At 71.3% G+C, this 21,220-nt stretch carries 23 protein-coding genes and 1 tRNA gene; 13 read left to right on the top strand and 11 right to left on the bottom strand.

What is annotated here, in order from left to right; all coding sequences use genetic code 11:
- Positions 1 to 98: 98 nt before the first annotated feature.
- Positions 99 to 1,910, top strand: a complete 1,812-nt coding sequence (locus IH68_RS0105340; RefSeq protein ID WP_030929114.1) for a tetratricopeptide repeat protein — start codon at positions 99 to 101, stop codon at positions 1,908 to 1,910.
- Positions 1,911 to 2,079: 169 nt separating this feature from the next.
- Positions 2,080 to 2,153: transfer RNA gene (locus IH68_RS0105335), tRNA-Met, on the top strand.
- Positions 2,154 to 2,259: 106 nt separating this feature from the next.
- On the opposite strand, the gene IH68_RS0105330 is transcribed toward IH68_RS0105335, so the two are convergent.
- The 3 genes from IH68_RS0105330 to hisN all read right to left on the bottom strand — a co-directional run bounded on the left by IH68_RS0105330 (position 2,260) and on the right by hisN (position 4,134).
- Positions 2,260 to 2,676, bottom strand: a complete 417-nt coding sequence (locus tag IH68_RS0105330; protein WP_030929110.1) for a Fur family transcriptional regulator — start codon at positions 2,674 to 2,676, stop codon at positions 2,260 to 2,262.
- A 106-nt stretch (positions 2,677 to 2,782) separates the two neighbouring features.
- Positions 2,783 to 3,175, bottom strand: a complete 393-nt coding sequence (locus IH68_RS0105325) for a cyclic nucleotide-binding/CBS domain-containing protein (protein ID WP_030929106.1) — start codon at positions 3,173 to 3,175, stop codon at positions 2,783 to 2,785.
- A 158-nt stretch (positions 3,176 to 3,333) separates the two neighbouring features.
- The gene (hisN, locus tag IH68_RS0105320; RefSeq protein WP_030929104.1) at positions 3,334 to 4,134 is read right to left on the bottom strand and encodes a histidinol-phosphatase; all 801 of its coding nucleotides are present in this window, start codon (positions 4,132 to 4,134) and stop codon (positions 3,334 to 3,336) included.
- A gap of 187 nt (positions 4,135 to 4,321) precedes the next feature.
- On the opposite strand from hisN, the gene IH68_RS0105315 reads away from it, so the two are divergent.
- Positions 4,322 to 4,930 carry a TetR/AcrR family transcriptional regulator gene (locus tag IH68_RS0105315; protein WP_030929101.1) on the top strand — a complete coding sequence of 203 codons (609 nt, stop codon included), beginning with the start codon at positions 4,322 to 4,324 and terminating at the stop codon, positions 4,928 to 4,930.
- Positions 4,931 to 5,073: 143 nt separating this feature from the next.
- Positions 5,074 to 5,313 (top strand): hypothetical protein, encoded by a 240-nt coding sequence (locus tag IH68_RS0105310; RefSeq protein WP_159403645.1) that lies wholly within the window; start codon positions 5,074 to 5,076, stop codon positions 5,311 to 5,313.
- On the opposite strand, the gene IH68_RS0105305 is transcribed toward IH68_RS0105310, so the two are convergent.
- The 4 genes from IH68_RS0105305 to IH68_RS0105290 all read right to left on the bottom strand — a co-directional run bounded on the left by IH68_RS0105305 (position 5,310) and on the right by IH68_RS0105290 (position 8,901).
- Positions 5,310 to 5,633, bottom strand: coding sequence for a DMT family transporter (locus IH68_RS0105305; RefSeq protein ID WP_030929096.1), 324 nt, complete (start codon positions 5,631 to 5,633; stop codon positions 5,310 to 5,312). The genes IH68_RS0105310 and IH68_RS0105305 overlap by 4 nt on opposite strands.
- Before the next feature lie 76 nt (positions 5,634 to 5,709).
- Entirely contained in the window at positions 5,710 to 6,723 is a 1,014-nt protein-coding gene (gene rsgA / locus IH68_RS0105300; protein WP_030929093.1) for a ribosome small subunit-dependent GTPase A, read from the bottom strand.
- 11 nt (positions 6,724 to 6,734) lie between these two features.
- Positions 6,735 to 8,054, bottom strand: coding sequence for a 3-phosphoshikimate 1-carboxyvinyltransferase (gene aroA / locus IH68_RS0105295; RefSeq protein WP_030929089.1), 1,320 nt, complete (start codon positions 8,052 to 8,054; stop codon positions 6,735 to 6,737).
- Between the two features lie 124 nt (positions 8,055 to 8,178).
- Positions 8,179 to 8,901 carry a M50 family metallopeptidase gene (locus IH68_RS0105290; RefSeq protein ID WP_030929087.1) on the bottom strand — a complete coding sequence of 241 codons (723 nt, stop codon included), beginning with the start codon at positions 8,899 to 8,901 and terminating at the stop codon, positions 8,179 to 8,181.
- A gap of 50 nt (positions 8,902 to 8,951) precedes the next feature.
- Between IH68_RS0105290 and IH68_RS0105285 the strand changes: the two genes are divergently transcribed.
- From IH68_RS0105285 to def, 8 genes are all read left to right on the top strand, one after another.
- Positions 8,952 to 9,767, top strand: a complete 816-nt coding sequence (locus IH68_RS0105285) for an SOS response-associated peptidase (protein ID WP_030929084.1) — start codon at positions 8,952 to 8,954, stop codon at positions 9,765 to 9,767.
- Positions 9,768 to 9,786: 19 nt separating this feature from the next.
- A complete protein-coding gene (locus IH68_RS0105280; RefSeq protein WP_030929081.1) occupies positions 9,787 to 10,413 on the top strand; it encodes an alpha/beta family hydrolase in 627 nt (208 codons plus the stop codon).
- Between the two features lie 256 nt (positions 10,414 to 10,669).
- The gene (gene sigR, locus IH68_RS0105275) at positions 10,670 to 11,353 is read left to right on the top strand and encodes an RNA polymerase sigma factor SigR (protein WP_030929077.1); all 684 of its coding nucleotides are present in this window, start codon (positions 10,670 to 10,672) and stop codon (positions 11,351 to 11,353) included.
- Positions 11,350 to 11,652 carry a mycothiol system anti-sigma-R factor gene (gene rsrA / locus IH68_RS0105270; protein ID WP_030929074.1) on the top strand — a complete coding sequence of 101 codons (303 nt, stop codon included), beginning with the start codon at positions 11,350 to 11,352 and terminating at the stop codon, positions 11,650 to 11,652. The genes sigR and rsrA overlap by 4 nt, the downstream gene beginning before the upstream one ends.
- Positions 11,653 to 11,793: 141 nt before the next feature.
- Entirely contained in the window at positions 11,794 to 13,104 is a 1,311-nt protein-coding gene (locus IH68_RS0105265) for an HD-GYP domain-containing protein (RefSeq protein WP_030929071.1), read from the top strand.
- A 166-nt stretch (positions 13,105 to 13,270) separates the two neighbouring features.
- Entirely contained in the window at positions 13,271 to 14,512 is a 1,242-nt protein-coding gene (locus IH68_RS0105260; RefSeq protein ID WP_030929068.1) for an HD-GYP domain-containing protein, read from the top strand.
- 107 nt (positions 14,513 to 14,619) lie between these two features.
- Positions 14,620 to 15,600, top strand: coding sequence for a tetratricopeptide repeat protein (locus IH68_RS0105255; protein ID WP_030929065.1), 981 nt, complete (start codon positions 14,620 to 14,622; stop codon positions 15,598 to 15,600).
- Positions 15,601 to 15,784: 184 nt separating this feature from the next.
- Positions 15,785 to 16,435, top strand: a complete 651-nt coding sequence (def, locus tag IH68_RS0105250) for a peptide deformylase (protein ID WP_030929062.1) — start codon at positions 15,785 to 15,787, stop codon at positions 16,433 to 16,435.
- A 15-nt stretch (positions 16,436 to 16,450) separates the two neighbouring features.
- On the opposite strand, the gene IH68_RS0105245 is transcribed toward def, so the two are convergent.
- Complete coding sequence (locus IH68_RS0105245) at positions 16,451 to 17,416, bottom strand: GlxA family transcriptional regulator (protein ID WP_030929058.1); 966 nt, start codon at positions 17,414 to 17,416, stop codon at positions 16,451 to 16,453.
- Between the two features lie 93 nt (positions 17,417 to 17,509).
- Here IH68_RS0105245 and IH68_RS0105240 point away from each other — a divergent pair, with 93 nt between their 5' ends.
- Positions 17,510 to 17,734, top strand: coding sequence for a hypothetical protein (locus IH68_RS0105240; protein WP_199931858.1), 225 nt, complete (start codon positions 17,510 to 17,512; stop codon positions 17,732 to 17,734).
- On the opposite strand, the gene IH68_RS0105235 is transcribed toward IH68_RS0105240, so the two are convergent.
- The 3 genes from IH68_RS0105235 to IH68_RS0105225 form a co-directional block, all read right to left on the bottom strand.
- Positions 17,701 to 18,186: a hypothetical protein gene (locus IH68_RS0105235; protein ID WP_030929052.1), complete on the bottom strand. Its 486-nt coding sequence runs from the start codon at positions 18,184 to 18,186 to the stop codon at positions 17,701 to 17,703. The genes IH68_RS0105240 and IH68_RS0105235 overlap by 34 nt on opposite strands.
- Before the next feature lie 121 nt (positions 18,187 to 18,307).
- On the bottom strand, positions 18,308 to 20,353 hold the full coding sequence (locus tag IH68_RS0105230; protein WP_030929049.1) for a S53 family peptidase: 2,046 nt from the start codon (positions 20,351 to 20,353) through the stop codon (positions 18,308 to 18,310).
- A gap of 237 nt (positions 20,354 to 20,590) precedes the next feature.
- Positions 20,591 to 21,211: a nucleotidyltransferase family protein gene (locus tag IH68_RS0105225; RefSeq protein WP_030929046.1), complete on the bottom strand. Its 621-nt coding sequence runs from the start codon at positions 21,209 to 21,211 to the stop codon at positions 20,591 to 20,593.
- Between the last annotated feature and the right edge of the window lie 9 nt (positions 21,212 to 21,220).

Here is a 21,220-nt window from a genome sequence, read left to right as displayed (position 1 = left end):
TGTTTGACTTGTCTCTCTGTGGGCATGTCGACAAAACGCTGAAGTGACCTCACTGGCTGCGGTATACCAGGTGTACCCAGGTTGCAGGTGGTGCGACGATGGACGTTATGGGGGACAAGGCAACTCTGTTCGAGACAGGGCGATTTGTGCAGCCTTCCGAACCGGGCGAAGCCGGGGAGGTGGCTGAGGAGGCCGTCGAGGAAGTTCGTCAGCGGCTCGCCGCCGAAGCCGGCGACGTCGAGGCGATGAGTGTCCTCGGGGCCATGCTGCTGCGCCGCGGTGATCTCGACGGAGCCGAGCCCTATCTGCGTGCCGCCACCGCCGCGGGGGACCGTGCCGCCGCCAACAACCTGGGAGTCCTTCTCCACCAGCGCGGATACGCCGACGACGCCGCCGGCTGGTGGCGCATCGCCGCCGTCGCCGGGTCCGCGGCGGCCGCACACGCACTGGGGCGTCATCACCGCGAGCGCGGGGACGAGCCCGCCGCCGAGTACTGGCTGCGGCAGTCCGCCGAACAGGGGCACGCCCTTGGCGCCTACGCGCTCGCCGATCTGCTGGAGCACCGCGGGGACACCGGCGCCGAGGCCTGGATGCGGGCCGCAGCGGAGCGCGGGCACCGGGAGGCGGCGTACCGCCTGGCGCGCGCGCTCGACCGCAAGGCGGCCGGCCAGGGCGAGGACGGGGCTGACAACGGTGTCGAACTGCTGGCCCAGGCCGAGCAGTTCTACCGACAGGCCGCCGCGCGGGGCCACCGGCGGGCCGCCCTGCACCTCGGCGCGATCCTGGAGAAGCGCGGTGAGCTCAAGGAGGCCGGGCGCTGGTATCTGACGTCCGCCAAGGACGGCGAGGCGCGCGCCGCCTGCGCGCTGGGCTTCCTGCTGCGGGACGCCGGCGACACCGAGAGCGCCGCCGTGTGGTGGCTCAGGGCCGCGCAGGACGGGGACGGCAATGCCGCCAACGCGCTCGGCGCCCTCCACGCCGAGCGCGGGGAGACGCAGACCGCCGAGCGCTGGTACCGGGCGGCGATGGACGCCGGTGACGACAACGGCGCCTACAACCTCGGGCTGCTCTGCGCCGAACAGGGGAGGACCGCACAGGCCGAGCAGTGGTACCGCCGCGCCGCGTACGCCGGCCACCGCGAGGCGGCGAACGCGCTGGCCATCCTGCTGCTCCAGGGCGGCGACACGACCGGCGCCGAGCCGTGGTTCTCCAAGGCCGCGGAGGCCGGGAGCGTGGACGCCGCGTTCAACCTGGGGATCCTCCACGCCGGGCGCGCCGAGGACGACGTCGCGCTGCGCTGGTACGAGCGTGCTGCGGCCGCCGGGCACACGGAGGCGGCGCTGCAGGTCGGCATGGCGCGGCTGCGGGGCGGGGACGAGCGCGCGGCGGAGCGGCATCTGCGTTGCGCGGCAGGAGGCGGCAGCGCGGAGGCCGCGTACCGGCTGGCGACCGTCCTGGACGCCCGGCGGCCGCCTGCGCCCGCGCATGAGCTCGGGGAGTCCGCGCACGAGAAGACCGAGTGCGAGGAGTGGTACGAGCGCGCGGCTTCCCAGGGGCACCGGCGGGCGCAGGTGCGGGTCGGGATGATGTCCGCCGCCCGGGGGGACGTGGTGGAGGCGGCGCGCTGGTACCGGGCGGCCGCGGAGGCCGGGTCCCGCAACGGCGCCTTCAACCTCGGGCTGCTGCTGGCCCGCGAGGGGAGCGAGCCGGAGGCGGCCGTGTGGTGGAAGCGGGCCGCCGACGCGGGGCACGGGCGGGCCGCACTGCGGCTGGCCCTGGTCTACGCGCGTCGGGGTGAGCTGGCGGAGGGGCAGCGGTGGGCGGAGCGGGCGGTGACGCTGGGACCGGTGGCTGTTTCGGAGCGGGCGACTCGGTTGCGGGATGCGCTGCGGGAGGAGCTGTCGGCGTAGGGGTGCCGTGGCGAGCCCCGGGTGTTCCCGCCCCCTACCCGTCCCGTCCCCAGGGGCTCTGCCCCTCGACCCCGTTCGGCCCGAAGGGCTTCGTCCTCGAACGCCGGACGGGCTGAAAGGAAGCGATTTGCCATTGCCGTCGTCACTGACGTAACGTTGCGTTCATCGACGCGGGGTGGAGCAGCTCGGTAGCTCGCTGGGCTCATAACCCAGAGGTCGCAGGTTCAAATCCTGTCCCCGCTACTGAAGGCCGAGGGCCGGAATCCAGTGAATGGATTCCGGCCCTCGGTGTTTCCAGAATTGCCGGCGTGCGGTCGGGCGGCGGAGCCCGCCGCCCACGAGAAGGTGGTTACGCCGCCGCGCAGTTCGGGCAGATTCCGCGGTACGTGACCTCGACGTCCGAGACGGTGAAGCCGAAGCGCTCCGTGTCGGGGAGGTCGGCGAGCGGGTTGCCGCTCGGGTGGACGTCGCGGATCGCGCCGCACTGGGCGCAGACCAGGTGGTGGTGCGGCCGGTGCGCGTTCGGGTCGTACCGCTTGGCGCGCTTGTCGGTGGAGACCTCGAGCACCTCGCCGAGGGAGACCAGCTCGCCCAGCGTGTTGTAGACGGTCGCGCGGGAGATCTCGGGCAGCTTGGTGACGGCCCGGGAGTGGACCTCGTCGGCGGTCAGATGCACGTGCTCGCCATCGAGAACCTCGGCCACGACGCGCCGCTGCGCGGTCATCCGCCATCCGCGTCCGCGCAGCCGTTCCAGAAGGTCGCTCATAAAATCCAGCCTAACAGCAGGGGGACCATTTTCCGAACAGGTGTGACTTTGGATCGATGCTGGACTTGGACTTAGTCCAAATATGGCCTCTGGTCCCCCTGCGGCGTCAGGCGGGCACGTGCTGCCGTACCGGTGCCCAGCAGCGGATGATGTCGCGGACCGAGACGATGCCGGCCGGCTCGCCATGGTCGAGGACGATGAGGTGGCGGAAGCCGCCGTGGGCCATGGCGCGGGCCGCCTCCTCCAGCGTCCAGGACGGGGCGGCGAAGACGACGTCGTTGGTGGTGTGGTCGTGGGCTCGCTCGGTGTCGGGGCTCTGGCCGAGGCCGACGGAGTTGAGGATGTCGCGTTCGGTGAGAATGCCGATACCGCCGGCGTCCGGGTCGAGGACCACGGCTGCGCCGACACGGCGGGCGGACATCAGGGCTGCGGCCTGGCGGAGGGTGTGGGCGGGGCCGATGGTGAGGACCACTGTGCTCATGGCGTCGCGGACGAGCATGGGATGGAGCCACCTCCAAAGGAATCCGTCTAGTGCAAGGATTCACAAGTTCACAAGTGGGGGGACTCTCAGAGTCGCAGGTAAAGCGGGGGTCAACAAGAGGGCGCGTGCGGCCAATTGAGGGCGCACGCGCTCATCTGTGCTTTTGTGGGTGCTCCTCAGTAGCGCTCGTTGAGATAACCCAGCAACTCGTCGTGCAGCAGGCCGTTCGAGGCGGCCGCGTTGCCGCTGTGCGGGCCCGGGCGGCCGTCGAGGCCGGTGAAGGCGCCGCCGGCCTCGGTGACGATGATCGTGTTGGCGGCCATGTCCCAGAGGGAGAGCTCCGGCTCGGCGCAGATGTCGACGGCGCCCTCGGCGACCAGCATGTAGGGCCAGAAGTCGCCGTACGCGCGCGTGCGCCACACCTCGCGGGTCAGATCCAGGAAGCCGCCCAGCCGGCCCTGGTCCTCCCAGCCCGTCAGGGAGGAGTACGCGAACGAGGCGTCCGACAGCTTTGCGACGCGGGAGACCTGCAGACGGGAGGCGGAGGAAAGGCTGCGGCCGGTGAAGGCGCCGTGGCCCTTCGCGGCCCACCAGCGGCGGCCCAGGGCGGGGGCGGAGACGACACCGACGACCGGCTCGAAGCCGGTCTCGCCCGCCTCCATCAGGGAGATCAGAGTGGCCCACACCGGGACACCGCGCACGTAGTTCTTGGTGCCGTCGATCGGGTCGACCACCCAGCGGCGGGGGCCCGTGCCCTCCAGGCCGTACTCCTCGCCGAGGACCGCGTCGCGGGGGCGGGCGCGCTGGAGCTGGCCGCGGATGAGCTCCTCCGCCGCCTTGTCCGCTTCACTCACCGGGGTCATGTCCGGTTTCGTCTCGACCTTGAGGTCGAGCGCCTTGAAGCGGGACATCGTTGCCGCGTCGGCGGCGTCCGCGAGGACGTGGGCGAAACGGAGATCGTCGAGGTAGTCCGGCATGGAACGAACGCTATCCGGCGAGGTCGCGATGGGGCCACCAGGCCATGCTCACGGTTTGGCGGCACATTGCCGCCCCGGGGGACGGCACACGGCGGCCGGGGGGCGCCCCCGCGTGCGCTCGCGAACCCTTGACAGTGCCCTTGTGCGCGTCAAATCTGGGCGCAGAGCCGCTCGCCCCAGGGAGGCGATGATGCCTGCAGCGCGGGAATCCCTACTGGACGCCGCGTACACGGCGCTGGCGCGCCGACCGTGGTCCGCCGTACGGATGGTGGACGTCGCCTCGGCCGCCGGAGTGTCCCGGCAGACCCTCTACAACGAGTTCGGCAGCAAGGAGGGGCTCGCCAGGGCGCTTGTGAGAAGGGAGGCGGACGGCTACCTCGCCGGGGTCGAACGCGCGCTCGCCACCCACAGCGACGCCCGCGACCGGCTCACCGCGACCGCCGAATGGACCGCGTCGACGGCGCGCGAGAACGCACTCGTACGGGCCATGCTGACCGGCTGCTGGAGTGAACGGCTGCCCTCGCCGACGCTGTCCGCGGTGCCGTCCTCCTCCGCGGTGCCGGCGCAGCGGCGGGCGGACGGTCCGCTGCCGTCGCCCGGCGACTTCGTGGCGATCGTCCGGGACCGGGCCGTGGCGGTGCTGTCGAAGCCGGGGGCGGTCAAGTCGGACACGGCGGATCTGGCGCGCTCCTGTGAGCTGGTCGTGCGGCTCGCCCTGTCCTGCGTGGCGGCGCCGCCGGGCGAGGGCGGGGTGGCGGACCTGGTCCGCACGGCCCTGCCCCGGCAGGCGGTGTGAGGGGTTGCTTCAGTCGGCCGAGCTTCTTGTGGCCGATGCGCGCGAGGCCGAGCTTCCAGGAGCCGACCTCACGCTGCAGCGCGGCGAAGTGCTGGGGCTGGTCGGCGAGTCGGGGGTCCGGGAAGTCGTCGACCGTGCCGGCCGTGCTCGGAACGCGGACGTGCTGGGGTCGGTACGGCTCGACCGGGCGGGAGCTCGTCGGCGCCGGGGCACGGGAGTTGACGCATGTTCCGCGCCAGGACGTGACCCGCGAACAGGCGCTGGAACGCGCCGTCGAACTGCTCGACCTCGTCGGCGTCCCCGAACTCGCCCTCCGCTCACGGGCGTTCTCGTACGAGATGGCCGACCAGGTCCTCCTCGCGCGCGTACGGGAGGTCGTCTAGTGGGCCGATCCGGAGAGCTGGAGGCCGATCACGCCCACGATGACCAGGCTGATCGAGACGAGCTTCAGCGTGGACACCAGGTCGCCGAGGAAGATCATGCCGTAGATCGCGGTGCCCGCCGCGCCGATGCCGGTCCACACCGCGTAGGCGGGGCCGACGTCCAGCTTCCTCAGGGACAGGGTGAGGAGGCCGAAGCTGCCGAGGGCGAAGACGCAGAACGCGATCGTCGGCCACAGGCGGGTGAAACCGTGGGAGAGCTTGAGGCACACGGCGAAACCCGTCTCGAGCAACCCGGCCACCACTACCAGCAGCCACGCCATGTGCTGTCCTCCCGTATGTCCGGCTCGGTGCGATTATGCACTTACCGGGCTCGGCGCCTCACAAACAACGCAGAGGTCAGTCGCCCTCCGTGCGTTCCCGCGTGGCCAGCAGTCGGCGCAGCGAATAGAGCCGGGCCGGGTCGGCGTGGCCCTCGGCCACCCACTCGTCCAGCGCGCAGTCCGGCTCGTCGTGGCTGCATGCGCGCGGGCAGCCCTCCGTGCCCGGTTCCAGGTCGGGGAAGGCATGGATGACACGGGACGGATCGATGTGGTGCAGGCCGAAGGACCGTACGCCCGGGGTGTCGATCACCCAGCCGTCGTCGCTGTCCGCGAGCGGCAGGGCGAGCGCCGAGGTGGTGGTGTGGCGGCCGCGGCCCGTCACCGCGTTCACATGTCCGGTCGAACGCCGCTGTTCCAGTGGGACCAGCGCGTTGACCAGGGTCGTCTTGCCGACGCCCGAGTGACCGACGAACGCCGTGATCTTGCCGTCGAGTTGCTCGCGCACGCGGGCGACCGCGCTGCCGTTCTCCAGCTCCTCACGGCTGGTCACGACGTACGGGATGTCGAGGGCGCCGTACAGCTCGAGGAGCTTGTCGGGCGGGGCGAGGTCCGACTTCGTCAGCACCAGCAGCGGGGTCAGTCCGCCGTCGAACGCCGCGACCAGGCAGCGGTCGATCAGACGGGGGCGCGGCTCGGGGTCGGCCAGGGCCGTGACGATCGCCAGCTGGTCGGCGTTGGCGACGACCACGCGTTCGTACGGGTCGTCGTCGTCGGCGGTGCGGCGCAGGACCGAGGTGCGCTTCTCGATGCGGACGATGCGCGCGAGGGTGTCCTTCTTGCCGGACAGGTCGCCGACGAGGGCCACCCGGTCGCCGACGATCGCCGCCTTGCGGCCCAGTTCGCGGGCCTTCATCGCCAGCACGATCCGGTCGTCGACGAGGACGGTCAGCCGGCCCCGGTCGACGGTGAGGACCATGCCCTCGGCCGCGTCCTCGTGCGCGGGGCGGATGTTCGTACGGGGCCGGGTGCCCTTGCGGTTCGGGCGGCTGCGGATGTCGTCCTCGTCGGTGTGCTTGCCGTAGCGGCGCATGGCGTGAGTCCCTACGCTCCGAGCATCCCGGCCCACATGTCGGGGAAGTCCGGCAGGGTCTTCGCCGTCGTCGCCACGTTCTCGATCTGCACGCCCTCGACCGCGAGGCCGATGATCGCGCCGGCCGTCGCCATGCGGTGGTCCTCGTACGTGTGGAAGATCCCGCCGTGCAGCTTGCGCGGGCGGATGTGCAGGCCGTCGGCGGTCTCGGTGACGTCACCGCCGAGCTCGTTGATCTCCTTGGTGAGCGCGGCCAGCCGGTCCGTCTCGTGCAGCCGCAGATGGGCCACGCCGCGGAGGGTGGAGGGGGAGTCCGCGAGGGCTGCGACCGCCGCGATGCCAGGAGTCAGCTCGCCGACCTCGCCCAGGTCCACGTCGATACCGCGGATCACGCCCGAACCGGTGAACTCGAGGCCGTACTCGGTCAGTTCGCAGGTACCGCCCATCTCGGTGAAGATCTCCCGCAGCTTGTCGCCGGGCTGGGTGGTACGGGACGGCCAGTCGGGGACGACGACCTTGCCGCCGGTCACCAGGGCGGCCGCCAGGAACGGCTGCGCGTTGGACAGGTCCGGCTCGATCGTCAGGTCCCGGCCGAGCAGCGCGCCCGGCGTCACCCGCCACACGTTGGGCTCGCCGCCCGACTCCGGGGTGTCCACCTGGGCGCCGACCGCGCGCAGCATGTCGACGGTCATGCGGATGTGCGGGAGGGAGGGCAGGGAGCTGCCGATGTGACGGACCTCGACGCCCTGGTTGAAGCGCGGGCCGGAGAGCAGCAGGGCGCTCACGAACTGGGAGGACGACGAGGCGTCGATCTCCACCGGGCCGCCGTCCAGGGCGCCCCCGCCATGCACCGTCAGGGGCAGTGCGCCGCGGCCGTCGTCGTCGATGCGGGCGCCGAGCACGCGCAGGGCGTCGATCACGCCGTTCAGGGGACGCTCGTACGACCTCGGGTCGCCGTCGAAGCGGATGGGGCCGTCGGCGAGCGCGGCCACCGGGGGCAGGAAGCGCATCACCGTGCCGGCGTTGCCGACGTCGACCGTGGCCGGGCCGTGCAGTCCGGTGGGGAGCACCCGCCAGGTCTCGCCGCTGCCGTCGGGGCCCACGCCCTCCTCGATGCCGACGCCCATCGCGCGGAGCGCTGCCGCCATGAGCAGGGTGTCGCGGGAGCGCAGGGGGCGGCGCAGCCAGCCCGGTTCGCTGGCGAGAGCCGCGAGTACCAGGGCGCGGTTGGTGACCGACTTGGACCCCGGCACGTGGACCGTCGCGTCGACGGCTCCGCTCGCGAGGGGGGCGGGCCAGAGGGCGGTGTGTGCGGCGGGGTTTTGGGCCATGGGTTCACTTTATAAGGAGGCGGTCGTTCGGCTGCGGCGCCGTTGGGGCTGGTGGCGCCCCGCGGCGGAGCCGCTGATCGATACAACCCCGCGCCCCTGTGTGACTCGCCCCTTCGGGGCTGCATCACACCTCAAGCAACCAGCGACCCCCACCTATCAGCGAGCACAGGCTCACCGCATGGAACAGGAACAGCCACAGCCCCGCCGGCACATGCGTCAACCGCGACAGCTGATCCGCGTCCGAGTCCCCGGCACCCCCTCGCATCCGCTTCGCCTGCAGCTCGAACGCCGGGCGTACCCCGCCCACCAGCAGGAACCACACCACCGCATACGCGAACGCGGCCTGTACCTGGGGGCCCGCCAGCCACGACACCAGCAGGAATGCGCCGCCGGTCAGGACCACCGTCAGGGCGCCGTACGCGTTGCGGATCATCACCAGCATGGCGACGAGCAGGGCTGTCGCCAGCCACAGCAGCAGGGTGATGTGGCCGGCGGCGAGCAGGGCCGCGCCGCCCAGACCGAGGAGCGGGGGAGCGGTGTAGCCGGCGGCCGCGGTGAGGATCATGCCGAGGCCGTGCGGCTTGCCGCGGCTGACGGTGAGGCCGCTGGTGTCGGAGTGCAGCCGTATGCCCGTCAGCTGCCGGCCCGTGAGCAGGGCGATCAGGCCGTGGCCGCCTTCGTGGGCGATGGTGATGGCGTTGCGCGAGATGCGCCAGACACCCTGCGGGACGATCGCGGCGAGCGCCGCGACGAGCGTCGCGATCACCACCCACATGTCGGGGTCGGGCTGGTCTCCGAAGACCCGGTCCCAGAGGGAGGCGAGCGAGGCGATAGCGAGGCTGTCCATTGTCGGCGGTGGCTCCCATGGGTCTCGTCGAATCTGGCAGTGTGGCACGTATGTGCGGACGGTATGCAGCGAGTCGTAGGCCCGAGGATCTCGCAGGAATCTTTGAGATCGAGAAGTGGGAACCCGAGGAGACCCTGGCACCCGACTACAACGTGGCCCCCACCAAGGAGGTCTACGCCGTCCTGGACCGCCCTCTTAAGGACGTCGACGACCGGCGGCCGGTTCGGCAGCTGCGCAAGCTGAAGTGGGGCCTGGTGCCGTCCTGGTCGAAGACCCCGGAGGGCGGGGCGCGGATGATCAACGCGCGTGCCGAGACCGTCCATGAGAAGCCGTCGTACAAGCGGGCCTTCTCCTCCCGGCGCTGCATCATCCCCGCCGACGGCTACTACGAGTGGGTCACCGGCCAGGGGGAGCGGGACCTGGAGGTCGAGGGGAAGAAGAAGCGGCCCCGCAAGCAGCCGTACTTCGTGCTGCCCGCCGACGGGTCGGTCTTCGCGATGGCCGGGCTGTACGAGTTCTGGCGGGACAAGACCCTGCCGGACGACCACCCGCAGGCCTGGTGGGTGACCTGCTCGGTGATCACGACCGAGGCGGAGACGACACCGCTCGCCGTCGCCCCGGCCGAGGGCCCGCACGCGCTCGCCGACATCCACCCCCGGATGCCGCTGATGCTCACCCCGGACCGCTGGGACGCCTGGCTCGACCCGGCCCGCACCGACCCCGAGGACCTGCGGTCGCTCCTGGAGCCGCCGCCCGCCGGACTGATGCGCGCCTACCCCGTGTCCACCGCGGTCAGCAACGTCCGCAACAACGGACCGGAGCTGCTGAAGGAACTCGAGGGCCCCGAAGAAGGCACACTCTTCTGATGTGACAGAGCTGACAGAAGTGACACAGGACGTCGACACCGGTGCCGGTCCGGCCCGCATCACCTGGCGCCACGCTGCGCAGCCGCGGCTCGTCCTCGCCGTCAGTCACGGCGCCGGCGGCGGTATCGAGGCACGGGACCTGCAGGCCCTCGCCCAGGTCCTGCCCCGACACGGAGTGACGGTCGCCCTCGTCGAACAGCCCTGGCGGGTGGCCGGCAAGAAGCTGGCGCCCGCCCCGAAGACGCTCGACCTCGGGTGGCGCGGGATCTGGCCCGCGCTCGCCGAGCCCGGACTGCCGGTGATCTCGGGCGGACGGAGCGCGGGGGCCCGGGTCGCCTGTCGTACGGCCGTCGAGCTCGGCGCGCGTGCCGTCCTCGCCCTCAGCTTCCCGCTGCATCCGCCGGGCAGGCCCGAGAAGTCCCGCGCCGAGGAACTGCTCGGCTCCGGGGTGCCCACCCTCGTCGTACAGGGCGGGAACGACCCCTTCGGGAAGCCCGAGGAGTTCCCGAAAGGGACGTACGAGCTGGTCGAGGTGGAGTACGGCGATCACGGGTTCGCCGTGCCCAAGCGGGCGGAGATCACGCAGGAGCAGGCGCTGGAGATCATCACGGACGCCGTCACCCGGTGGACCGCGTCACTCGGGTGACGGCGGGGAATGCCGGGCGGGCGGCCACTGTTGAGGCGGACAGAAGTGCTGGAGAGCAGCACAGATCGTCGTGGGAGAGGAAGTCCGCCGCATGGGTTCGACCGTATGCCCGAGCCGCAGCAGCCGCACTGACCTGGACTGGACGGTGCTGACTGCGGCCAAGACCACCCCTATTCGAGGGGCGGCGGGGACGGGTCGTCGTCTATCCTCCGATTCTGGCGACACCGGTTTCGGTGCTGCCCGCAATCTTGAGGAGGTGGGTCCGGTCACCGGTACCGACGCAGGGACCGACAACGGCCAGGCGGAGCTGCCCGAGGGCCAGGGCATCAGCGCGGAGTCGACCGCGGAGCGCACCGCGCGCTTCGAGCGGGACGCGCTCGAATTCCTCGACCAGATGTACTCCGCCGCGCTGCGCATGACGCGCAACCCGGCCGACGCCGAGGACCTGGTGCAGGAGACGTACGCGAAGGCGTACGCGTCCTTCCACCAGTTCCGTGAAGGCACCAATCTCAAGGCGTGGCTGTACCGGATCCTCACCAACACCTTCATCAACTCGTACCGCAAGAAGCAGCGCGAACCCCAGCGCTCCGCGGCCGAGGAGATCGAGGACTGGCAGCTCGCCCGCGCCGAGTCGCACATGTCGACCGGTCTGCGCTCCGCGGAGTCGCAGGCGCTCGACCACCTGCCCGACTCGGACGTGAAGGAAGCACTCCAGGCGATCCCCGAGGAGTTCCGCATCGCCGTGTACCTCGCAGACGTCGAGGGCTTTGCGTACAAGGAGATCGCGGACATCATGGGGACACCCATCGGTACGGTGATGTCCCGGCTGCACCGGGGCCGCCGTCAGCTGCGCGGCATGCTCGAGGACTACGCGCGCGAGCGCGGGCTGGTCCCGGCCGGCGCCGGAGAGTCGGACGAAGCGAAAGGCTCGGGCTCATGAGCTGCGGAGAGCCGCACGAGACGGACTGCAGTGAGGTCCTCGACCATCTCTACGAGTTCCTCGACAGTGAGATGCCGGACGTCGATCGCGACAAGTTCAAGCAGCACTTCCAGGAGTGCTCGCCGTGCCTGGAGAAGTACGGCCTGGAGCAGGCCGTGAAGAAGCTGGTCAAGCGGTGCTGCGGCCATGACGACGTACCGACCGACCTGCGCGCCAAGGTCCTGGGGCGGCTCGACCTGATCCGCTCCGGGCAGGCCGTTCCCGAGCACGACATCACCGCGACCCCGCAGGAATCCTGAACTCCCCCGGACCTTCGTCCGGAATGCCGGGAACGGGCTGTCGTCACTCGAACGTGCTAATCCGCGGTTCATAAGCCCGCGGAGTCCCCCCGGGCCGCCCTAGTCTCCTCAGCCGGAGCAGGTTCGGCCGGGAGGGGCGTGATGGAGGCGGTTCCGGGACGGGCACGCGCGTACGTCGCCTGTACGGCCCTCGGCGCGCTGCTCTGCCTGCTTCCGCTGCTCGCCGTCCACACCTCCTGGCGGGCGGTCGCCCTGCTCGCCCTGCTGTACGCGGGCTGCGAGCAGGCCGCCACCCGATGGCGCTTTGCCGGAACGTTCTACCCGGTGCTGCTCGCCGGTGCCTTCCTGCTGCCGCCCCCGGCCGCCGCCCTGGTCGTGCTGCCGGGGGCGCTGCTCTCCCGGGTCGACCAGCGGCCGCGCAGGCTGCGGCGGAGCTGGCGGGCCGCCCAGCTGGTCCTCGGCGTATGGGCCGCCGGCCGGGTGCACTGGTCGCTGGGCGGGCGGGACGCGGTCGTGGCCTCCGACTTCCCGTACGCGCTCGTGCCCGCGGGCGCCGCGGTGCTGGCGTTCTGCCTGGTGCTGACCGCCCTCGACGGCGGGATCCGCGCGCTGGCCGAGCGGGTACCGGTGCGGCGGGCCTGGCGCGGGCTGTTCGTACGGTCCCTCGCACCGGTCGTCGTGCACGGCCTCGCCGGGCTGATGATGGCCGTCCTGTGGCGCAGCCCGTACGGCCCCGTCGCCGCGCTGCTGGTGCTGCTGCCGATGTGCGTGTCCTGGTGGGTGTTCACGCAGTACCACCGGGAGCGCGCCGCCCACCAGGCGACGATCCGGGCGCTGGTGCAGGCCGTCGACATCAAGGACGAGTACACACGCGGCCACAGCGAGCGGGTCGGTCAGGCCTCCATGATGATCGCCCGGGAACTCGGCATGGACGACGAGCGCGTCGAGGTCCTCCGCTTCGCCGGAATCCTGCACGACGTGGGCAAACTCGGCGTCCCCACACGGCTGTTGAGGAAAGACGGGCCGCTGACCCCCGAGGAACGCCGGGTGATCGAGCTGCATCCCGAGTACGGCCACGAAATGGTGCGCGGAATCGGTTTTCTGGGCGAGGCCCGGGCCGCCGTGCTCCACCATCACGAACGCCTTGACGGCAGCGGATACCCGTACGGGCTGCGCGGAAGCCAGATCCCCGAATCGGCGCGGGTCGTGGCCGTCGCGGACGCCTTCGACGCGATGACGTCCACGCGCTGCTACCGGCGCGCCCGGCCCGTCCCGGTGGCACTGGAGGAGCTGGAGCGGTGTGCGGGGGCGCAGTTCGACCCCCGCATGGTCGCGGCACTGGTGCAGGCGCTCGGCCGGTGCGGCTGGCATCCCGCGGTCACCGCGGAGGAGCAACCCCGCCTCCCCGCACCCACCGCGGCCGTCTCCAGCCGGCCGGGAGCGCGCGGATGAGCGCCCGGTGGTCGTGGCGGTGGAGCAACTCTGCCTGCTCGCACCCGCAGCGGCTGTTTCCAGTCGGCCGGGGGCCTGCGGGTGAGCGCCCGGTGGTCGTGGCGGAGGAGCAACCCCGCCTCCCCGCACCCACCGCGGCCGTCTCCAGCCGGCCGGGAGCGCGCGGATGAGCGCCCGGCCGCCGCTGACGCTCCTCATCCACGCCTGTGCCGCCCTCCTCGCCGCCGTCTCCCTCGCCGTCACCCACCGGACCGGCCTGGAGGAGCGCCCCACGGCCCTCGCCTTCGGCCTGCTCGTCACCATCGGCGAACTCAGCCGCTGGACCGGCGCCCGGGTCCGGGAGGCCGCGCCGCTCGGGGCCGCCGGCGCGATGTCGTACGCCCTGCTCGGGGAGGACGCCGGACAGCCCACCCACCACGGCGTCACCCAGGTCGTCGCCGTCGTCCTCGCCGCCGCCCTCATCGGCAGTGTGCCGCACATCGCCTGCGGACGCGGACCTGTGCTCGACCACCTCGCGCGCCGCGTGCTCACCGTCGGATTCGCCGCCGTCTGCTTCCAACCCCTGTACAACCGGGGGGCGTTCGGTGAATGGCGCGGCCCCGCCTACGCCCTGCTGCTCCTGGCCCTCCTCGCGCTCACCGCGCTGTGCGACGCCGTGCTCGCCGCAGCACTCGCCCACTCCCGAACCCAGTGGCCCTTCGGCCCGCTGCTGCGGGACGAACTGCACGCCCTCCTCGGCATCGGCTCCGCCGTGTGCGCCACGGGCGCGGTGATGGCACTCGCGGTCGCCGTCGTCGGGCTGTGGGCGCTGCCCGTGTTCTCGCTGCCGCTGCTGCTGACCCAGCTGTCCTTCAAGCGGTACGCGGCCGTACGGACCACCTACCGGCAGACCATCACCTCCCTCGCCCGCGCCACCGAGATCGCCGGGTACACCCCCGCCGGGCACGCCCGTCGGGTGGCCGCCCTCAGCCGTGCCGTCGGACGTGACCTCGGACTCACCCGGCCCGAACTGACCGTGCTGGAGTACGCCGCCCTCATGCACGACATCGGACAGCTGAGCCTGGTCGACCCGGTGCCGGCGGGCGCCACCGCCGGCCTGCCCACGGCCGAGCAGCGCCGCATCGCCCTGCTCGGCGGGGCCGTCGTACGCCAGACCGGGGTCGATGCGGCGGTCGCCGTGGTCGTCGAGCGGCAGGCCGACCCCTACCGGGAGCAGCCGCTCGCCGCCCGGATCGTGCGGGCCGTCAACGCGTACGACGAGAAAGCACGTGACGCCGGGCCCGGCGGGCCCCTCACGGCGCTGGAGGAGCTGCGGCTCGGCACCGCCGGGGACTATGCGCCCGAAGTGGTGGAATCGCTGGCCCGGGTCCTCGCACGGGACTGTCTGACCCTGCCTGCGGCTGGGTAACCCATGGGTAATGAGCGCCCTTCCAGCCGTACGTGGTTGGATGCGAATGAGAGGGTGTGTCCGGGGGCAGCACTAGCCAGCCCACTCCACGGAACTGGCAGGGAATCGTGAGGATCTTCGGCAAGGGACGGCACCGGCCCTCCGCCTCCTGGCGGCAGGCCACCGACCGCGCGTTCACGCTGATCGGCGACGGCCGGTACGAGGACGCGGGAGCGCTGCTGACCCGCGCCGCCGACCTGGAGCCCTGGCTGTCCGAGTCCTGGTTCAACCTCGCCCTGCTGCACAAGTTCCGGCACGACTGGGAGCAGGCCCGCGCCGCAGGCCTGCGCGCCGTCGCGCTGCTCGACCGGCAGACCGGCGCCCCCGACTGGTGGAACGTGGGCATCGCGGCCACCGCCCTGCAGGACTGGCCGCTGGCCCGGCGGGCCTGGCAGGCGTACGGGCTGCGGGTGCCGGGGGCTGCCGCGGCGAACGGCGAGCCCGTCGGGATGGAGCTGGGCAGCGCTGCGGTACGGCTGTCCCCGGAGGGGGAGGCCGAGGTGGTGTGGGGGCGGCGGCTGGACCCCGCGCGCATGGAGGTGCTGTCGATTCCGCTGCCGTCGTCCGGGCGCCGGTGGGGTGAGGTCGTGCTGCACGACGGGGTGCCCCATGGGGAGCGGACCACCGCCGCCGGGCACGCCTACCCGGTGTTCGACGAGATAGAGCTGTGGGCGCCGTCGCCGGTGCCTACGTGGGTGGTGCTGCTTGAGGCTGCCACCGAGGCGGATCGGGATGCGTTGGAGCAGCTTGCCGCGGATGCGGGGTTTGCTGCGGAGGACTGGTCGTCTTCCGTACGCCTGCTTTGTCGTATGTGCTCGGAGTCTCGGATGCCGTCGGATGAGGGCGATGGGGAGCACCTGGATCCGCATGATCACAGTGAGCCGGGGCATCCCGGGCCGCTGGGGCATCGGACCGATGGGCAGCTTTGGGTGCCTGAGCGGGAGTGTGGGGTGGCGGCCCCGGCTTCCCTGGTCAGGGGGTTGTTGGACGGGTGGGTTGCCGACAGCCCGGACTCGCGGGACTGGCGGGATCTCGAAGAGGTTTGCTAGGACCGTTGCCGACTGCGGGTCCGTTGTGGCTGGTCGCTCCCCCACTCTCGGCTTCGCTCGAGCGGGGGGACCCCCATCGCGGCGGAGCCGCATATCGACACAGTCCCGCGCCCCTGTCGGGGCACTACCCGTACCCTGTATCCGCATCGCACCCCTGTTTTTCTGAGGAAGGCATACGTCGGTCATGGCGCAGCAGGACACCGATCAGCAGCACGTGGGCGTGCTCCCCGTGGACGACGAGGGCTTCGTCATCGACACCGAGGAGACCGAGGAGCGCGAGAACGCCTGGCGTGAGCGGGGCACCTCGCGGCCGATCACCGTCGTCGGGAACCCGGTGCTGCACAAGGAGTGCAAGGACGTCACCGAGTTCGGCGAGGAGCTGCAGCAGCTGGTCGCGGACATGTTCGCCTCGCAGCGCACCGCCGAGGGTGTGGGCCTGGCCGCCAACCAGATCGGCGTCGACCTGAAGGTCTTCGTCTACGACTGCGGCGACGACGAGGGTGCCCGGCACGTCGGTGTCGTCTGCAATCCCAAGCTGGTCGACCTGCCCGCCGAGCGGCGCCGCCTGGACGACAGCAACGAGGGCTGTCTGTCCGTGCCCACCGCGTATGCGCCGCTCGCCCGTCCCGACTACGCCGAGGTGACCGGCCAGGACGAGAAGGGCAACCCGATCAAGGTCCGGGGCACCGGCTACTTCGCCCGGTGTCTGCAGCACGAGACCGACCACCTGTACGGCTACCTGTACATCGACCGCCTGTCCAAGCGTGAGCGCAAGGACGCGCTGCGGCAGATGGCCGAGAACGAGCCGCGCTACCCCGTCGTCGCCAACGACTGAGGCGCCCGGCTTGGGTCAGGCGGCCGCCTCGGGGCCTCTGAAGGTGCGCCGGTAGGCGTTCGGGGTCGTTCCGATCGCCTGGACGAACTGGTGGCGCAGTGCGGCTGCGTTGCCGAACCCCGCCCGGCCCGCGATCGCGTCCACCGTCTCGTCCGTCCCCTCCAGCAACCGCTGGGCCAGCAGCACGCGTTGCCGCAGGATCCACCGGTAGGGAGTCGTCCCCGTCTCCTGCTGGAAGCGGCGGGCGAAGGTGCGCGGCGACATGTGGGCGCGGTCGGCGAGCTGCTCGACCGTGACCTCATCGTCGAGGTGCCGCTCCATCCACACCAGCACCTCGGCGACGGTGTCGCCGTGCGAGCGGGGCAGCGGGCGCTCGATGTACTGGGCCTGCCCGCCGTCCCGGTGCGGTGGCACCACCATCCGCCGGGCGATCCGGTTGGCCACCTCCGGGCCCTGCTCCTTGCGCACGATGTGCAGACAGGCGTCGATGCCGGCGGCGGTGCCCGCGGAGGTGATCACCGGGTCCTCGTCGACGTACAGGACGTCGGGTTCGACCGTCAGCTGCGGATACGCCCGCGCCAGCTCCTCCGCGTGGTGCCAGTGCACGGCACAGCGCCGGCCGTCGAGCAGCCCGGCCGCGGCGACCACGAAGACGCCGGAGCAGACGCTGAGGATGCGGGCGCCCCGGTCGGCCGCGCGCCGCAGCGCGTCCAGCAGCCCGGGCGGGAACTCCCGGGTCTCGAAGCGGGCGCCGGCCGGCACGGCGATGAGGTCGGCCTCCTCCAGCCGCTCCAGACCGTGCTCGACGTTCATGGAGAATCCCGCGCGCGTGCTCAGCACCGGACCCTCGGCCGAGGCGACCGCGAAGTCGTAGACGGGCAGTCCGTCGTCGCTGCGGTCGGTGCCGAACACCTCGCAGACGACGGCCAGTTCGAAGGGATTCACGCCGTCCAGGACGACGGCGGCAACGTTCTGCAGCATGTCACCAGTGTGCCCCGCCATTGGCAGTATTTCGAGGGTCTACGGCAGTCCTGCCACTGTTTGTCAGGAGCTATCGGCGCGACAGTGGTGTCCATGGATACGGCACACCTCGAAGGACTGATCGGAATGCTGACCGTTCTCGCCATCCTCGTTCTCCTGGTCCTCCCGTCCGTGCTCGGTATCGCGCGCGACCGTCGCATCGACCGGCAGATCCGCGAGGCCGAGCAGGCCCGCCGGGAGGCCGAGGGCCTCGGCCCCGCCCGGCGTCCCGCCCGCCGGCAGCGCTACTTCACCACCACGGTGACCCACCACTCCTGAATCCCCAGGCACGAGACCCGGCCGGTCTGGGCGGCGCACAGCGGCCGCGTGGACTGCAGCCGGGTCTTCCCGTCCGCCACGGCCTTGAAGGCGGCGCTCGCATCGCCGGGTTGCAGGACGAAGCCGCTGTTGGCGGCCTCCAGGACGGAGCCGCTTGCGGTGACCGGTTTCCAGGGGCGCTTCGCGGTTCCGTCCAGGCTGATCCGGACGGTGTCGCCCACCGCCAGACAGACCGTACGGCCGCTGTCGGCGGCACCGAGCGTCGACGCCGTCGTGCAGCCGCCCGTGGGACTCGGCGTCGGGCTTGCGGGCGGGCTCTTCCTGGGGGTGGGGGAGGACGACACGCTGTTGCTGTCGCCGCCCTTGCCGCTGTCGGTCTGGTTGCCGCAGCCGGCCAGGGTGAGGGTGAGTGCCGCGAGGGCGAGGATCGTGTGGTGGATCGTTCGGCGCATGGGGGGGCCTCCTCACCTCTGTGACGTGTGACCCCCGTGTCCGGATCCACACCGGAGCCCCGGCCGCGAAGATCGCGGCCGGGGCTCCAGGGACGAACGGGATCGAACGGTATCGAACGGATCAGCTGGTCGTCACGGCAGTGTCGTCGAGGACGAAGCTGGTCTGGAGCGAGGAGTCCTCGACACCGCTGAACTTCAGGGTGACGGTCGAGCCGGCGTACGAGGACAGGTCGAGGGACTTCTGGGCGTAGCCGGAAGCCGCGTTGACGTTGGAGTAGGTGGCCAGGGTGGTCGAACCGGCGCTGACCGTCAGCTTGTCGTACGCGGTGCTGCCGGTCTCGGCGGTGTCGATGTGCAGGTAGAAGGTGAAGGTGGCCTTGCAGCCGCTCGGCACGGTCACCGACTGGGACAGCGTGTCGGTGTGCGAGGAGCCGTAGCCGTCCAGCCAGGCGTAGTACGAACCGGCGTGCGCCGACTCACTGCTGGAGTTGGTGATGACACCGCTGGACGCGGTCCAGGTGGTGCTGCCCGACTCGAAGCCGGGGTTGCCCAGCAGCTGCGAGGAGGTGCAGGTGCCGCCGCTGGAGCCGACCGTCCAGGTGAAGGAGGTCGAACCGGAGGCGCCGGTCGAGTCCTTGGCGGTGACGGTGACCTGGTAGGTGCCCGCGGTGGAGGCCGTACCGGAGATCAGGCCGCTGGAGCTGCTGATGGACAGCCCGGTCGGCAGGCCGCTCGCGCTGTAGGTGAGCGTCGCGCCCGCGCTGTCGCTCGCGCTGATCTGCAGGCTGACGGAGCCGCCGGTCGTCGTCGACTGGCTGCCCGGGTTGGTGACGGTCACCGTGTTGCCGGAGGTGCTGCCCGAGGTGAAGGCGGTGGTGCCGTTGGGGGTGCCCCAGCCGGTGGGGCCGTCGTAGCCGGTCCCGGCGGTGCAGAAGTACGCCGTGGAGCAGGAGCCGTTGTTGCCGCTGGTCACGTCGTACAGGTTGCTGGTGTGGCTGTAGGGGTACTTCGCCGGGTAGTCGCTGGAGCCCGGGGTGCCGGCGAGGGCGTACACGCCCGCGATGATCGGGGCCGAGGCGCTGGTGCCGCCGTAGACCGCCCAGCCGGAGCCGCCGTAGGTGTCGTACACCGCGACGCCGGTGGCCGGGTCGGCGACGGCGGAGACGTCGGCCTCCATGCGCTTGCTGCAGCCGCTGTCGGTCTGCCAGCTCGGCTTCGGGTCGTACGCGGAGCAGCCGGAGCCGGTGCCCTCGGTGGAGCTGGTGTGCCACACGGACTCGGACCAGCCGCGGGAGTTGGAGGAGGTGGAGAGCGCCGTACCGCCGACCGCCGTCACGTACTGCGAGGTCGCCGGGTACTCGGCGCCGTAGGCGGAGTCACCGGCGGAGACGGTGATCGCGACACCCGGGTGCTTGAAGTACGAGGTGTCCTCGCTGGTCTGGGACGAGGACTCGGAGCCGCCCCAGCTGTTGGAGACGAACTTCGCGCCGAGCGACACGGCCTCGTTCTCGGCGATGCCGAGGTCGGTGTCGTTCGCGGAGTTCGCCTCGACGAGGATGATGTTGCAGTTCGGGCAGACCGCGCTGACCATGTCGAGGTCCAGCGCCTCTTCACCCGCCCAGCCGGTGTCGTTGGTGGGCAGCGAGGTCGTGGAACCGGTCTGGCTGACCTGCTTGAAACAGCCGTTGGCCTTGGTGCAGGAGGACAGGCCGTACGTCGAGCGGTAAGTGGCCAGATCCGACTCGGCGTTGGGGTCGTTGTAGGCGTCCACCACGGCAACGGTCAGGCCCGAGCCGCCCGTTGACGGCAGGTTGTAGGCGCTGTGCAGGTTGGCCGGGCTGAGGCCGGAGGGCGCGGCGGCGGCGACCGCGGAGGCCAGCCGCTGCTTGATGTCGGTACGGCGCTGGGCGAAGCAGGACGCGTGACCCGGGGCGGCGGTGGCGCACAGGTGCGTGGTCGGCACCTTCTGGCCGGCCTTGCCGGTCGAGTGGAACGTCTGCCGCTCGGGGGAGGTGAGGGCCTTGGCGTTCTGGGCGGTGCGGGTGGTGTGCGTCGCCGCGGGCGCAGCATGTGCCGGTGCGGCCACGAGACCGGCGAGGCCGAGGGCGAGGGCGGGTATGGCGGTGGCCAGGAGTCTTCGCAGGCTCCGTCTGGGCTTCTCACGCATGGGGGTACTGCCTCCGTCGTTGGAGTGGGGTTCTCGACGCTGGTGGCAGGCCTGTGACGCGCGTAGCGGCGGCGGTGCGCGATGCCGTCATGGGCATGACACTTAAAACATCCTGTGCCGGTGTTGTGTGTACATGGCAGGACGGCCAGAAAGTAGCGGGAGGCGAGCAGCCCGGAATAGATGGGCAGGAAGAACTTTGCCGCTCCGTGGGAGGTCCATGGCCGTCCCATGGAGGCCCTATGGATGCTCCATGGACGAGTCCCGGCGAGGCCAGTCCAGCACGGTCAAATCCGGCCACTGCTCGCGCCAGCGCGCCGACTTGGCTTCGTATACGGACCGTGGCGCGAGTACGGGGTTGGGCCGCACGACGAGGTTGAAGACGTCGGAGAGACCGTGCGGTGCGTAGACCCGCCATCGGCCGCCGGCCTCCAGCCGTACGCCGAGGCAGCAGGTCGTGGCGGCGAAGCTGTCGATCGCCGCCTCGCTCGACTCGTACGGCGGACACGGCACGCCGAACTTGTCCTCGTACCAGAGGTGCACGCGTGCCTCGTTGCGGATCTCGACCTCGGCCGGGAGATCCGCGAAGATCTCCCGGCCGGCCTTGATCACTGCATCCTCGGCCTCCCAGGACAGGTCGCCGGCATCGAAGTAGAAGACGTCGTAGTCCTTGATGCCGGCGGCGGGCGGCCGGTCGGTGACGACGTTCCAGACGGTCTGGAAGAGGCACCCGGCGGTGAGATACCAGCCGGGCAGCGCCATCGTCGCGGTCCGCTCCAGCACCTCGGTCAGGACGCTGTTGCGGGACAACACCGCACGCAGGGAGTCGAGTTGGTCATCGAGAGGGAGGCGGCTGATCACCCTCCCGGC

This window comes from Streptomyces sp. NRRL S-646, assembly GCF_000720765.1.
In the GTDB taxonomy this organism is placed as follows: Bacteria; Actinomycetota; Actinomycetes; order Streptomycetales; family Streptomycetaceae; genus Streptomyces.
This window is presented reverse-complemented; position numbering and strand designations above follow the sequence as displayed.

Excerpts from the sequence above, each read along its gene's own strand:
- IH68_RS0105340 (WP_030929114.1), top strand. The coding sequence starts at position 99 with ATGGACGTTATGGGGGACAAGGCAACTCTGTTCGAGACAGGGCGATTT.
- IH68_RS0105330 (WP_030929110.1), bottom strand. The coding sequence starts at position 2,676 with ATGAGCGACCTTCTGGAACGGCTGCGCGGACGCGGATGGCGGATGACC.
- IH68_RS0105325 (WP_030929106.1), bottom strand. The coding sequence starts at position 3,175 with ATGCTCGTCCGCGACGCCATGAGCACAGTGGTCCTCACCATCGGCCCC.
- hisN (WP_030929104.1), bottom strand. The coding sequence starts at position 4,134 with ATGCCGGACTACCTCGACGATCTCCGTTTCGCCCACGTCCTCGCGGAC.
- IH68_RS0105315 (WP_030929101.1), top strand. The coding sequence starts at position 4,322 with ATGATGCCTGCAGCGCGGGAATCCCTACTGGACGCCGCGTACACGGCG.
- IH68_RS0105305 (WP_030929096.1), bottom strand. The coding sequence starts at position 5,633 with ATGGCGTGGCTGCTGGTAGTGGTGGCCGGGTTGCTCGAGACGGGTTTC.
- rsgA (WP_030929093.1), bottom strand. The coding sequence starts at position 6,723 with ATGCGCCGCTACGGCAAGCACACCGACGAGGACGACATCCGCAGCCGC.
- aroA (WP_030929089.1), bottom strand. The coding sequence starts at position 8,054 with ATGGCCCAAAACCCCGCCGCACACACCGCCCTCTGGCCCGCCCCCCTC.
- IH68_RS0105290 (WP_030929087.1), bottom strand. The coding sequence starts at position 8,901 with ATGGACAGCCTCGCTATCGCCTCGCTCGCCTCCCTCTGGGACCGGGTC.
- IH68_RS0105285 (WP_030929084.1), top strand. The coding sequence starts at position 8,952 with ATGTGCGGACGGTATGCAGCGAGTCGTAGGCCCGAGGATCTCGCAGGA.
- rsrA (WP_030929074.1), top strand. The coding sequence starts at position 11,350 with ATGAGCTGCGGAGAGCCGCACGAGACGGACTGCAGTGAGGTCCTCGAC.
- IH68_RS0105265 (WP_030929071.1), top strand. The coding sequence starts at position 11,794 with ATGGAGGCGGTTCCGGGACGGGCACGCGCGTACGTCGCCTGTACGGCC.
- IH68_RS0105260 (WP_030929068.1), top strand. The coding sequence starts at position 13,271 with ATGAGCGCCCGGCCGCCGCTGACGCTCCTCATCCACGCCTGTGCCGCC.
- def (WP_030929062.1), top strand. The coding sequence starts at position 15,785 with ATGGCGCAGCAGGACACCGATCAGCAGCACGTGGGCGTGCTCCCCGTG.
- IH68_RS0105245 (WP_030929058.1), bottom strand. The coding sequence starts at position 17,416 with ATGCTGCAGAACGTTGCCGCCGTCGTCCTGGACGGCGTGAATCCCTTC.
- IH68_RS0105240 (WP_199931858.1), top strand. The coding sequence starts at position 17,510 with ATGGATACGGCACACCTCGAAGGACTGATCGGAATGCTGACCGTTCTC.
- IH68_RS0105235 (WP_030929052.1), bottom strand. The coding sequence starts at position 18,186 with ATGCGCCGAACGATCCACCACACGATCCTCGCCCTCGCGGCACTCACC.
- IH68_RS0105230 (WP_030929049.1), bottom strand. The coding sequence starts at position 20,353 with ATGCGTGAGAAGCCCAGACGGAGCCTGCGAAGACTCCTGGCCACCGCC.